An 11,910-nucleotide genomic window follows, 5' to 3' on the forward strand; every position below is an offset into this window, starting at 1 on the left:
CGGTGCTCGGGGGGGGGGGGGGGGTCAGTGCTCGGCCGGTCCGGCGACGAGCTCATGAGCGGCCGCCGCGGCGGCCGTCGTGGCTGCAGCGCCGGCGGGATCGACGGTCGCGAGGATCGGCCGGATCAGGGTGATCAGTCGCTCGCTGAGCTCGGCCGCATCGTCGTCGCCCACCGTCGTGGTGACGAGTCCGAAGCAGGCGTCGAGCAGAACGTCTGCAACGCCGTCGAGGTCGGGGAGGTCGAGATCGTGCGCTGCGGCCTCCATGCGGAGGTTCGTGCGGGTGTAGGCCCGCCAGTCGAACACCGTGTAGACCGGGTCGTCCATCCGCGGCAGTTCGTGCAGGAGCCGGATGGCGCCCATCGCGATGGGGGACCGCTGCGCCTCCTGCGCGGACGCCAGGATCATCGTCACCCAGCGGAGCGCGCCGTAGGGCACCCCGATCCGTGCGTCCGCCGCCTGCCATCGTTCGTCCTGCTCCGCGATCACCGCGTGCGCGAGGCTCCGCTTCGACGGGAACAGGTGGTACCCGATGACCGACTTCGGCTTACCCATGACGGACGCGATGCCGGAGAACGATGTCCCGGCGTAGCCGTTCCGGCCGAACTCGAGTCCGGCGGCGTCGATGATCTCGTCGCGGACCTGGTTCATCGCGTACTGTCGCAGACCGCTCACCGGCGCTCCTTCGAGGTGGAGGGCCCGAGGCTCGGGCCGCTAGACGATCGTCTGAGTCAGACGCTCGTCTAGCTTAGACGAACGTCTGTGAGGAAGCTGAGACCTGGGCCACGGCCCTGATCCAACCTCTCTGACACGTGTTGTCTAGGGGGACTAGACATTGACGATATAGCCCCCCTAAACTACCGCGATGGTCAAGCCGATAAGCATCACAGCGACCGCGCACAAGTGGGAACACGGTTGGGAACTCCACCTCGATGGTGAGCCGGTCAGCCAGGTCGCAACGCTCGACAAGGCCGAGCAGCAGATCCGCGACTATCTCGACACCGACGACCCCGACGTTGATCACAGCGGGTGGGTGGTGACGGTGATTCCTGAAATCGGTGCCCTCTATGACGAGGTCGTCGCCGCGCGTTCCGCTACCGAGGAAGCGACGGCAGCGTCCGCCGCGGCGGCAGCCCGCGCACGTGCAGCGGCTCGTCATCTCCGCGAAGCGGGATTCTCCGTTACGGACTCCGCCGCGATCCTCGGCGTCTCGCGAGGCCGCGTGTCTCAGCTCGTCGCACGCTGATCGGCCCGCTATCGGAAGCGCTGAGACGATCACAGGTTTGAGCACTTGCGCCCGATACATTGGAGCGTCGATTCCCCCGCCGACTGGAAGGCAACAGCGTATGCGCGTCACCCCTCGTGTCTGGATCGGCCTGGCGATCTACGTCGGCTACGTCGCCGTCATCTTCGTCGTGTCGAAGCTCAGCGGGGTGGCGTACACCCAGATCGGGACGTCCGCAGAGTTCACGTGGCGAGGGGCGGTCCTCGACCTGGCGGTCGGAGGGGTGCTGCTGGCCATCACCACCTGGCTGTTGGGATGGTGGCGGCCAGCCCTGTTCGAGCGGAGACGCTCACACCACACGTGGCCGATCTTCGTTCCCGCGCTCATGCTGGTCGTCGCCGTCGCGAACCTGGTCAACACCGACTGGTCGAAGTTCGACCCGTCGTTCCTCCTCTCCCTGCTCGCGCTGGGCCTGGCGGTCGGGTTCTGTGAGGAGCTGATGTCGCGCGGTCTGCTGCTGACGGCATTCCGCTCACGTCTTTCCGAAGTGTGGGTGTGGCTGCTGACCTCCCTGCTCTTCGGGGCCATGCATCTGGTCAATGCAGCACTCGGCGCTCCATTCCTCAACACCCTCGGACAGGTGGTCCTCGCCGCGATGTCGGGCACCTGCTTCTACATCGTGCGGCGGGTGACCGGCTCCCTCATCTGGGCGATGGCGTTGCACGGCATCTGGGACGTCGCCGCGTTCTCGGTGGGCTTCGCCCCGCTCGGCACGCCCTGGGCGGCCTACCTGACGCCGGTCATCGGCATCCTCGCCGTCGCGGTCGTGTACTGGGTGATCACGGGGACAGACGAGCGGCAGGCCGGATCCCGAACGGACGCGACACCCGCCCTGAGCTGACACTCAGACCGGGAGCGGCTCGATGAGGTGCGGGCCCGTGTTGCGGACGTTGTTCACGTCCCGCGTGACCTCGTAGTGCGTGAGATCGTGGGCGACCGCGAAGGACTCCCGGTCGAGCAGCTGCAGGAGCTGGTCGGTGTCGAGGTGGTCGCCGAGCCAGTCGTCGTAGCCGTCGGGGGTCAGACAGGCGGGCATGCGGTCGTGGACCTCGCCCGGTGAGACGTGCGCGTCCCGCGTGATGATCGCCATCGACAGACGCCACTTGTCCGGGTCGTCCTCCGCCTTGCCCGGGTCGGGCCAGGCACTGATGATGCCCGCCATCGCGAGCTCGGCCTCGGAATCGTGAATGAAGTGGGGCTGCTTGCCGGTCTCGGTGACCACCCACTCGTAGTAGCCGGTCGCCGGGACGATGCACCGTGCCGAGGCGAAGGCCTTGCGGAACATGGAGGCGGTGGCGACCGTCTCCATGCGCGCGTTGATGGGTTGTGGCCGTTGCTTGGCGAAGTCCTTGGCCCAGCCGGGGACGAAGCCCCAGCGGGCGCTGGTCGCGGCCCGTTCCTCGTGCCGGGTTCGGACCACGGTCACCTCGGTGGTGGGGGCGACGTTGTAGTCGGGCGCAGGCGCCTCGAACTCGGCCACGAGGTCCGCGAGGAGGGTGGACGTGGAATCGGTGACGACGAAGCGACCGCACATGCGCTCAGCATAGGAGCGCACGTGCGGTCGGTCGACCCCTACCGCTCGATGCCGGCCCGCGCGTCGCGTCGGGTCTTCGCGAGCGAGGCGACCGTCGCCACGGTGATGGTCGCGGCGATGAAGAGCAGCGAGAACCAGATCGGGATGTCGGGGATCCAGTCGATGTGCTGACCGCCGTTGATGAACGGCAGCTCGTTCACGTGGAGGGCGTGGAACACGAGCTTCACGCCGATGAAGGCGAGGATGACGGCGAGCCCCTGGGCGAGGTAGACGAGGCGTTCCAGCAGGCCGCCGATGAGGAAGAACAGCTGGCGGAGGCCCATCAGGGCGAATGCGTTCGCGGTGAACACGATGTACGCCTGCTCGGTGAGGCCGTAGATCGCGGGGATCGAGTCGACCGCGAACACGAGGTCGACGAACCCGATCGCGACGATCGTCAGCAGCATCGGCGTGAAGAAGCGCTTGCCGTCGATCTTCACCGAGAGTCGGTCACCGTGATAGGTGTCGGTGATCGGGAGGATGCGTCGGGCGAATCCCACGACCTTGCCGTTGGCCGGGTCGCTCTCGTGGCTGCCGAACGCCTGGCGGTACGCGAGGAACAGCAGCAGCGCGCCCATCAGGTAGAAGATCCAGGAGTAGTTCTCGATGAGTGCGGCGCCGACGGCGATGAACGCACCGCGCATGATGAGCGCGATGATGATGCCGATCATCAGCACCTTCTGCTGGTACGCCTTCGGGACGGCGAACCCGGCCATCACGATGAGGAAGACGAACAGGTTGTCGATCGAGAGCGCCTTCTCGGTCAGGTACCCGGCGAAGTACTCGCCGCCGTACGTCCAGCCGGAGACGAGGCCGATGCCGACGCCGAACAGCAGGGCGAGGCTGACGTAGAAGATCGACCAGCGTGCCGACTCCGCGATGGTCGGTTCGTGGGGCTTCCGCACGTGCGCGAAGAACTCGTAGACGAAGAAGAGGATCGTGACACCGATGGTGATGATCCAGATCAGCGGGGTGACGGCCATGGTGGCTCCAAGGGCTCGAGGACGGGACTCCGACGCGATGGTCGGAACACGGTCTTCTCCACTCTCGATGAGAGCCGACACCCCGGGACCCGATGGCGGATCCGTACTGACGAGCATGTCGCGAAGGAGTACTCCCCCTGCTCCGACAAGTGTAGGTCAGGGGGTGGACGGGGTACCTGGGAATTCGCCCTTCGACAGGCTCAGGGGCCGGGTGAGGCTCAGGGGCCGAGTGAGGCTCAGGGGCCGGGCGGGGGTCGGGGACCGGGTGAGGGTCAGGGACCGGGTGAGGCTTTGGGGCCGCGTGAGGGGCAGGGACCGGAGTTGCTCAGGGGACGTCGACGCTGCGCCTCGCCAAACGCTCGGCGTTCGCAGTCGCCGTGGAGTCGCGCATGATCAGCTCCGGTACCGAGGGCGGCACCGCTCCCGGGGGTTCTCCGTTGACGTGGTCGAGCAGGGTCGCGAGCAGGGTCCGGCCGACCTGTTCGAAGTCCTGCCGCACGGTGGTGAGCGGCGGAGAGAGATGCTCCGCCTCGGGGATGTCGTCGAACCCCACGACGCTGAAGTCGAGCGGCACCCGGAGGCCGCGCTCCGTGAGGGCGTGCATGAGGCCGAGCGCCATCTGGTCGTTGGCGGCGAACACCGCGGTGACCTCGTCGTCCAGCTGTCGCCCGAGGGAGTATCCGGACGTCGGCGTCCAGTCGCCGGTCCCGACGACCTGCGCGACGAGACCCGCTGAAGCGAGTTCGTCCCGCCAGCCACGCTCGCGCTCGCGGGCGTCGATCGCGTCCGGTGGTCCGCCGAGGTGTCCGATGCGCCGGTGGCCGAGCCCGATGAGGTGGGCGGTTGCGGCACGCGCGCCGGCGTACTGGTCGACGCCGACGGTGACCATGCCCGCACGTGGCGTGGCGTGCAGGGCCACGAGCGGCACGCTGAGTTCCATCCCCGCCACAATGTCGGTGACCCCCTCGCGCGCGCTGATGACGGCGATGCCCTCGACGTTCTGGCGCAGGAACCCCTCGACCGCTGCACGCGCGGAACCCGGGTCGCTGTCCACCATGTTCGCGGTGAAGACCGACCAGCGTGCGTCACGGGCCGCCGCGTTGAAGTGCAGGACCGAGGACGAGGGCCCGAACTCGGTGCCGCCGGTGGCGATGAGGCCGATGGTCCGGGATCGCTTCGTGACGAGCGTCCGGGCAGCGGGGGAGGGGACGTAGCGCAGCTGCTTGATCGCTTCGTCGACCCGTGCCTTCGTCGCCGGCCGCACGTTCGGGAGGTCGTTGAGCACCCGTGACACGGTCTGGTGCGAGACCCCCGCGAGCCGCGCGACGTCGAAGATCGTCGCATGACGGGACGGCTCAGCCACGCGGTCCCCTCTCGTCGTCGGCGGTCGTGATCGGTTCCGGCGGGGCCTCGTCCGGCCCCTCAGACATCGCGGCCAGCAGCTTCGAGACGGTGAGGTCGTAGTTCGGGAGGTCGGCGACCTTCCGTCGGTCGCGCAGCACGGCGATCCGGTGGCTGATGCGCAGGACCTCCTCGAGTTCGGCTGAGATGAACACGACCGACAGACCGTTCTCGGCGAGCCGGGTCACGAGCTTCTGGATCTCGGCCTTGGCGCCGATGTCGATGCCTCGGGTCGGTTCATCGAGCACGAGCAACCGAGGAGCGAGCGCGAGCCACCTCGCCAAGAGTACCTTCTGCTGGTTCCCGCCTGAGAGCTCCTTCATGAGCGCATCGGGATTCGCCGGTTTGATGCCCATCGCCTGGATGTAGCTCTCGGCCAGTTCGTTCTGCCGACGCAGCGGGATCCGTCTGAACCACCCGAGGTCCGCCTGAAGGGCCAGGGCGATGTTGTCGCGCAGGCTGAGGTCGCCGATGATCCCCTCGGTGCGACGGTTCTCTGACGCGTAGACGATCCGTTGTTTGAGGGCGCGGCGCGGGGATCCGAGGCGGGTGGCTCTTCCGGCCACCTCCACCGAGCCGGTGTCGGCCCGGTCGACACCGGTCAGGAGTCTGGCGAGCTCCGTCCGTCCTGAGCCGAGCAGGCCGGCGATGCCGACGATCTCGCCCTCGTAGACCTTCAGGTCGATCGGTTCGATCGCGCCCTGGCGCCCGAGCCCGATCGCCGCGACGAACGGGTCCTCACCGTCCAGGGCGTCGCCCTCGTCGGAGGTGTCGAGCCCGCGTCGGATCTCGTCGAAGGTCGCGAGCTCCTTGCCGATCATCTTGTGGACGAGGTCGATCCGGAGCAGTTCGTGCGGGAGGTACTCGCCGACGAGTCGGCCTTCGCGCAGCACCGTGAGTCGGTCGGAGATCTCGTAGACCTGGTCGAGGAAGTGCGAGATGAAGAGGATCGCGACGCCCTCGGCCTTGAGGATCGAGATGACCCGGAAGAGTTCGGTGACCTCGTCGTTGTCGAGGCTCGAGGTCGGTTCGTCGAGGACGAGCACCTTGGTGCGCACGGCGATCGCCCGGACGATCGCGACGAGCTGCTGGATCGCCGGCGGGTGGGCGGAGAGCTGCGAGGCCGGGTCGATGTCGAGTCCGACGACGGCGAGCAGTTCGCGGGCGCGCTCGCGCATACGCCTCCCCGAGATCCCTCCCCAGGCATGGCGTGGTTCGCGGCCCAGGAGGATGTTCTCCGCGACGGTCAGGTTGGGGAGGAGGTTGACCTCCTGGTAGACGGTGCTGATCCCGTGCGCCTGGGCGTCGGCGACGCTCGAGAACGAGACCTCGCGCCCCTCGAGGAGGATGCTTCCGCTGTCGATTCGATGGACCCCGGTCAGCGACTTGATCAGCGTCGACTTCCCCGCTCCGTTCTCGCCCATGAGGGAGTGGACCTCGCCGGGGAACAACCGGAGGTCGACGTCGTCGAGCGCTTTGACGCCGGGGAAGCTCACCGAGACACCGCGCAGCTGCACGAGTGGCGTGGGCGAGGTCATCTGCAGCTCTCCATCGAGGTGGTCGCGGCCGGGGTGTCCGCTGATCACCTGACTCTAGCGCGCGCGACGGCGCCGCCGGGAGGCCGCTCCGCGAGAATTGTGAGGGCTAACATTGCCTGTTGACAACCACTTCGAGCCGTAGCTAATGTTCAGCACAACGCAGATGTGATCGCTAACAATCACCGGCCACCTGCGTCACCGCAGCACCACGCACGTCACATTCACGCCGCACCCATCGTCGGGACCGCGGGTCTCAAAGAGGAGAACAATGTTCAAGACAACACGTGTCCGCGCACTCGCGGGCCTCGCCCTGGTCGGCGCTCTCGCGTTCAGCGCGACCGCCTGCTCGAGCGGTTCCGGAAGCTCCGACGGCGACGCCGGTTCCGACGGCGAACTCACCACCATCGGCTTCGTGGCCGTCGGCCCCGAGGGCGGATGGCGCACCGCGAACGAGAAGAACATCCAGGACTCGTTCTCGAAGGAGAACGGCTTCGACCTCAAGTACGCACCGGCGACGAACGGCGACCAGAACTCGCAGATCACCGCCTTCACCTCGTTCATCGACGAGGGCGTCGACGCCATCCTGCTGTCCGCCACCGAGGCGACCGGCTGGGAGAGCGTCCTGGAGCGCGCGAAGGAGGCCGAGATCCCCGTGGTCCTGCTCGACCGCGGCATCGAGCCGAACGACACCGAGCTCTACACGAGCCGCATCGCCCCCGACAACGTCGGCATCAGCGCCTCGGCCGCCGAGTGGGCGAACGGTCAGTTCCCCGACGGCGCCAAGTACGTCGTCCTCGAGGGCCCTCCCGGCCTTTCCGTCGTCAACGACCGCAACAAGGGCTGGGACGACACCATCGACCCGAACTTCACGAAGCTCGAGTCGCAGTCGGCCAACTGGTCCACCGAAGAGGCGAAGAGCGTCTTCGAGACCATCCTCAAGGCGAACAACAACGACGTCCAGCTCGTCTTCGCACAGAACGACGAGATGGGCCTCGGCGCTGCACTCGCCGTCGAGGAGGCCGGCCTGAAGCCCGGAACCGACGTCAAGATCATCACGATCGACGGCACCAAGGCGGCGCTCGAAGCACTCGCCGCCGGACGACTGAGCTTCGTCGCCGAGTACAACCCGCTGTTCGGTGAGACGGCGATCGACATCGTCAAGAAGGCACTCGCCGGCGACAAGGTCGAATCGGACATCGTGGTGCCGAGTGTCACGTTCGACTCCCCGGACGCCGCGACGGCAGCACTGCCCGAACGCGCCTACTGATCCGACCCGGTCGCCCGGCAGCCACCCCCTCGCTGCCGGGCGACCGCCCACCCGCTTCCCGGGGACCAGACTCCCCGGCGACGACGCCGGATCGACCGGCAGAACGACCAGGCAGACATGGCAATCACCGAGCCGATCGTCGAGATGCAGCACATCTCCATCGAGTTCCCGGGCGTCAAAGCCCTGCAAGACGTGGACTTCCGTCTCTTCCCCGGCGAGGTCCACACGCTCATGGGCGAGAACGGCGCCGGCAAGTCGACGCTCATCAAGGCGCTCACCGGGGTGTACAAGATCGACTCCGGCACGATCCTGGTCGCCGGAGGTCCCCGTTCCTTCTCCGGAACGGCGGACGCGCAGAGCGCCGGCATCTCGACCGTCTATCAAGAGGTGAACCTCTGCGACAACCTCACCGTCGGCGAGAACGTGATGCTCGGCCACGAGGTCCGCGGCCCCTTCGGCATCAACTGGCGCCGCACCCACGAAGCCGCACACGAAGCGCTCGTCGGGCTCGGCCTCGGGCACATCGACCCCAAGCAGCCGCTCTCGAGCATCTCGCTCGCGCTGCAACAGCTCGTCGCGATCAGCCGGGCCATGGTCACCAAGTCGAAGGTGCTCATCCTTGACGAGCCGACCTCCAGCCTCGACGCCAACGAGGTGGAGGGCCTCTTCCAGGTCATGCGCCGACTACGCGACCAGGGCGTCGCGATCCTCTTCGTCTCCCACTTCCTCGACCAGGTCTACGCGATCAGCGACCGCCTCACGGTGCTCCGCAACGGCGAGTTCGTCGGGGAGTACCGCACCGCGGACCTCAATCGCACCGAGCTCATCTCCAAGATGATCGGCAAGGACTACGGCGCACTCGCCGCCCTGGGTTCCAACCGCGGCCGGACCGCCACCGCCGACACCCCGGCGTTCTACCGCGCCAAGGACCTCGGGCGGAAGGGCTCGATCGACCCCGTCGACATCGAGGTCCACGCGGGCGAGGTCGTCGGTCTCGCGGGGCTCCTCGGGTCGGGCCGCACCGAGCTCGGTCGGCTCATCTACGGTGCCGACCGTCCCGACTCCGGCACGGTCACGATCGACGGCACGACCGCAGAGGTCCACACGCCCATGGCCGGCTTGTCGAAGCAGATCGCCTTCTCCACGGAGAACCGACGCGACGAAGGCATCATCGGCGACCTGACCGTGCGCGAGAACCTCATCCTCGCCGTCCAGGCCCGCAGGGGCTGGGCGCGCCCGCTCTCCCGCCGTGAGCAGAACGAACTCTGCGACAAGTACCTGCTCGAACTCAACGTCCGGCCCTCCGACCCGGAACGACCCATCAAGAACCTCTCCGGCGGCAACCAGCAGAAGGTGCTCCTCGGCCGATGGTTGGCGACGAAGCCGCAGCTCATCGTGCTCGACGAGCCGACCCGTGGCATCGACGTCGGCGCCAAGGCCGAGATCCAGGAGGCGATCGCCGCGCTCGCCGAGGACGGGATGTCCGTCGTGTTCATCTCCTCCGAGCTCGAGGAGGTCGTGCGGTTGAGCGAGCGGATCGTCGTGCTGAAGGATCACCGTAAGATCGGCGAGATCGTCAACGGACCCGAGGTCACCGCAGACACCATCGTCGACCTGATCGCCACCGAAGGGAGCGCCACGTGAGCGCCACTGATCAGGGGCCGGCCCGTTCCGGTTCCTCCGCACGCGGCGGGCACGGCTCCGCACGCGGAGGCCAGGGCTCGGCCCGCGGCGTCGTCAGCACCATCGTCCACCAGCCTTACATCTGGGCGATCGTGACGTTGCTGCTCCTGCTCGTCATCAACCTCGTCAAGGACCCCGGCTACCTCGGGGTCTCCGTCAACGGCACGACCGGCAACCTGTCGGGCAACCCCATCGACATCCTGCGTGCGAGCGCCCCGATCATGATGATCGCGATCGGGATGACGCTCGTGATCGCCACCCGCGGCATCGACCTCTCGGTCGGTTCCGTCATGGCCGTCTCCGGCGCCGTGTCGATGGAGTTCATGAGCAACCAGAGCGGCGGCGACGCCGGTTCGGCCATCGTCGCAGCGCTGCTCGCGCTCGCCGTGAGCGCCTTCCTCGGCACCGTCAACGGAGTGCTCGTCTCGATCGTCGGCCTGCAGCCGTTCATCACCACGCTGATCACGATGCTCGCCGGTCGCGGCCTCGCGAAGGTCATCACCTCGGGGCAGAACACCTCGGCCACGAACGAGCCCTTCCGCTGGCTCGCCAACGGCACCGTGTTCGGTTTCCCCGTCGTCTTCATCATCGCCGGTGTCATCGTCGCGATCGTCGCGTTCCTCGTCCGGCGCACCGCGCTCGGCCTGATGATCGAGTCCATCGGCATCAACCCGCGCGCCGCCCGGATGGCGGGTATCCGCCCGATCGGCATCCTCATCGCCGTCTATATCGTGAGCGCCGTCCTCGCGGGTGTCGCCGGGATCTTCAGCACCGCCAGCGTCATGACGGTCGAGGTGGCGAAGACCGGGTTGAACGCGGAGATGGACGCCATCCTCGCGGTCGTCATCGGCGGCACCTCGCTCGCCGGTGGCAAGTTCTCCCTCACCGGCAGCGTGATCGGCGCGCTCCTCATCGCGACGCTCGACAAGACGATCGTGTTCCTCTCGATCCCCTCCTCGGCGACGCCGGCGTTCAAGGCCGTCGTGATCGTGATCATCTGCCTCCTCCAGTCACAGCGCGTGAGAGCCCTGTTCGCCCGGCGGAAGTCCCGGACGACGCCCACGGCGTCGGTCCTCACGCGAAAGGAAACGGTGTCAGCATGAGCACCCTCACCGACCGACCGGCGCCCGACGCTCCGGTGCTCCCGCGGCGCTCGCTGCTGTCCCGGCTGACGCCCAACCTCGAGACCCTGCCCACCCTGGCGGCGGTCGTCATCTTCATCGGCATGGTCGTCTACGGCGAGATCGCCTACGGACGGATCGTCCAGGCCAGCACGATCTCGAACCTGCTCATCAACAACGCCTACCTGATCATCCTCGCCGTCGGGCTCACCTTCGTGATCCTCACGGGCGGCGTTGACCTCTCCGTCGGTGCGATCATCGCTATCAGCAGTCTGATCGGGGTGATGCTCGCGAACTCGGGCTGGAACCCGATCGCGGTCATGGTGATCATGATCCTGATCGGCTCCGCGTTCGGCGTGTTCTCGGGCGTGCTCGTGCAGTACTTCAACGTCCAACCGTTCATCGCCACCCTCGCGATGATGTTCCTCGGGCGCGGTCTCGCGTCGATGCTCAGCACCACCCCGGAGCGTCTCGCCGACGACTCGCCGATCCGTTCGCTCTCCACCGAGTGGAAGGTGATCGACGGCCCGAAGATCAACGACCTCATCACCACCCCGAACGTCCTGATCGCCCTGCTCGTGGTCGCCGCGGCGTTCGTGGTGCTCCACAAGACCCGCCTCGGCCGGACCGTCTACGCGATCGGCGGCTCGGAGCAGTCGGCGCTGCTCATGGGGCTGCCCGTCGTCCGCACGAAGCTCATGGTCTACGTGATCAGCGGCACGCTGGCTGGCCTCGCGGCCGTCGTCTACACCTCGAAGCTCGGCATCGCCCAGAACATCACGGGCGTCGGCTGGGAGCTCGACGCCATCGCAGCGGTCATCATCGGCGGCACCTTGTTGACCGGAGGCGCAGGCTTCGTCCTCGGCTCAGTCGTCGGCGCGCTCGTCCTCGGCCTCATGAACGTGCTCATCACCCGCGACGGCAGCATCCCGCCGGAGGCGACCACCATCATCACCGGCGGCATCCTGCTCGTCTTCGTCCTCCTCCAGCGACTCGTGGTCTCGCGCAAGCGCAAGACCTGACGCCCGCACACCCCCACAGCACCACCCGTTCCATCCC

11 protein-coding genes are annotated in these 11,910 nt (G+C 67.4%); 6 read left to right on the top strand and 5 right to left on the bottom strand.

Annotated features, from left to right (window positions below; translation table 11 throughout):
- Window positions 1–24: 24 nt before the first annotated feature.
- A complete protein-coding gene (locus ITJ66_RS03190; RefSeq protein ID WP_137242599.1) occupies window positions 25–675 on the bottom strand; it encodes a TetR/AcrR family transcriptional regulator in 651 nt (216 codons plus the stop codon).
- Window positions 676–865: 190 nt separating this feature from the next.
- Here ITJ66_RS03190 and ITJ66_RS03195 point away from each other — a divergent pair, with 190 nt between their 5' ends.
- Window positions 866–1,246, top strand: coding sequence for an antitoxin HicB (locus tag ITJ66_RS03195; protein ID WP_194643395.1), 381 nt, complete (start codon window positions 866–868; stop codon window positions 1,244–1,246).
- A gap of 100 nt (window positions 1,247–1,346) precedes the next feature.
- On the top strand, window positions 1,347–2,126 hold the full coding sequence (locus ITJ66_RS03200; RefSeq protein ID WP_228501451.1) for a CPBP family intramembrane glutamic endopeptidase: 780 nt from the start codon (window positions 1,347–1,349) through the stop codon (window positions 2,124–2,126).
- 3 nt (window positions 2,127–2,129) lie between these two features.
- On the opposite strand, the gene ITJ66_RS03205 is transcribed toward ITJ66_RS03200, so the two are convergent.
- From ITJ66_RS03205 to ITJ66_RS03220, 4 genes are all read right to left on the bottom strand, one after another.
- Complete coding sequence (locus ITJ66_RS03205) at window positions 2,130–2,819, bottom strand: SOS response-associated peptidase (RefSeq protein WP_194643397.1); 690 nt, start codon at window positions 2,817–2,819, stop codon at window positions 2,130–2,132.
- 38 nt (window positions 2,820–2,857) lie between these two features.
- Window positions 2,858–3,841 carry a TerC family protein gene (locus tag ITJ66_RS03210; protein WP_194643399.1) on the bottom strand — a complete coding sequence of 328 codons (984 nt, stop codon included), beginning with the start codon at window positions 3,839–3,841 and terminating at the stop codon, window positions 2,858–2,860.
- Window positions 3,842–4,166: 325 nt separating this feature from the next.
- A complete protein-coding gene (locus tag ITJ66_RS03215) occupies window positions 4,167–5,204 on the bottom strand; it encodes a LacI family DNA-binding transcriptional regulator (RefSeq protein WP_194643401.1) in 1,038 nt (345 codons plus the stop codon).
- Window positions 5,197–6,780: a sugar ABC transporter ATP-binding protein gene (locus ITJ66_RS03220; protein WP_194643403.1), complete on the bottom strand. Its 1,584-nt coding sequence runs from the start codon at window positions 6,778–6,780 to the stop codon at window positions 5,197–5,199. The genes ITJ66_RS03215 and ITJ66_RS03220 overlap by 8 nt, the downstream gene beginning before the upstream one ends.
- 268 nt (window positions 6,781–7,048) lie before the next feature.
- Here ITJ66_RS03220 and ITJ66_RS03225 point away from each other — a divergent pair, with 268 nt between their 5' ends.
- From ITJ66_RS03225 to ITJ66_RS03240, 4 genes are all read left to right on the top strand, one after another.
- On the top strand, window positions 7,049–8,047 hold the full coding sequence (locus tag ITJ66_RS03225) for an ABC transporter substrate-binding protein (RefSeq protein ID WP_086472835.1): 999 nt from the start codon (window positions 7,049–7,051) through the stop codon (window positions 8,045–8,047).
- 117 nt (window positions 8,048–8,164) lie between these two features.
- Entirely contained in the window at window positions 8,165–9,691 is a 1,527-nt protein-coding gene (locus ITJ66_RS03230; RefSeq protein ID WP_086472836.1) for a sugar ABC transporter ATP-binding protein, read from the top strand.
- Window positions 9,688–10,833, top strand: a complete 1,146-nt coding sequence (locus ITJ66_RS03235; protein ID WP_370582558.1) for an ABC transporter permease — start codon at window positions 9,688–9,690, stop codon at window positions 10,831–10,833. Before ITJ66_RS03230 ends, ITJ66_RS03235 begins: the two co-directional genes overlap by 4 nt.
- Entirely contained in the window at window positions 10,830–11,873 is a 1,044-nt protein-coding gene (locus tag ITJ66_RS03240) for an ABC transporter permease (protein ID WP_079704715.1), read from the top strand. The genes ITJ66_RS03235 and ITJ66_RS03240 overlap by 4 nt, the downstream gene beginning before the upstream one ends.
- Window positions 11,874–11,910: the final 37 nt, after the last annotated feature.

This window comes from Plantibacter sp. VKM Ac-2885 (assembly GCF_015351205.1).
Lineage (GTDB): Bacteria > Actinomycetota > Actinomycetes > Actinomycetales > Microbacteriaceae > Plantibacter > Plantibacter auratus.

Coding starts and splice junctions, on each gene's coding strand:
- ITJ66_RS03195 (WP_194643395.1), top strand. CDS start 866: ATGGTCAAGCCGATAAGCATCACAGCGACCGCGCACAAGTGGGAACAC.
- ITJ66_RS03200 (WP_228501451.1), top strand. CDS start 1,347: ATGCGCGTCACCCCTCGTGTCTGGATCGGCCTGGCGATCTACGTCGGC.
- ITJ66_RS03205 (WP_194643397.1), bottom strand. CDS start 2,819: ATGTGCGGTCGCTTCGTCGTCACCGATTCCACGTCCACCCTCCTCGCG.
- ITJ66_RS03210 (WP_194643399.1), bottom strand. CDS start 3,841: ATGGCCGTCACCCCGCTGATCTGGATCATCACCATCGGTGTCACGATC.
- ITJ66_RS03220 (WP_194643403.1), bottom strand. CDS start 6,780: ATGACCTCGCCCACGCCACTCGTGCAGCTGCGCGGTGTCTCGGTGAGC.
- ITJ66_RS03225 (WP_086472835.1), top strand. CDS start 7,049: ATGTTCAAGACAACACGTGTCCGCGCACTCGCGGGCCTCGCCCTGGTC.
- ITJ66_RS03230 (WP_086472836.1), top strand. CDS start 8,165: ATGGCAATCACCGAGCCGATCGTCGAGATGCAGCACATCTCCATCGAG.
- ITJ66_RS03240 (WP_079704715.1), top strand. CDS start 10,830: ATGAGCACCCTCACCGACCGACCGGCGCCCGACGCTCCGGTGCTCCCG.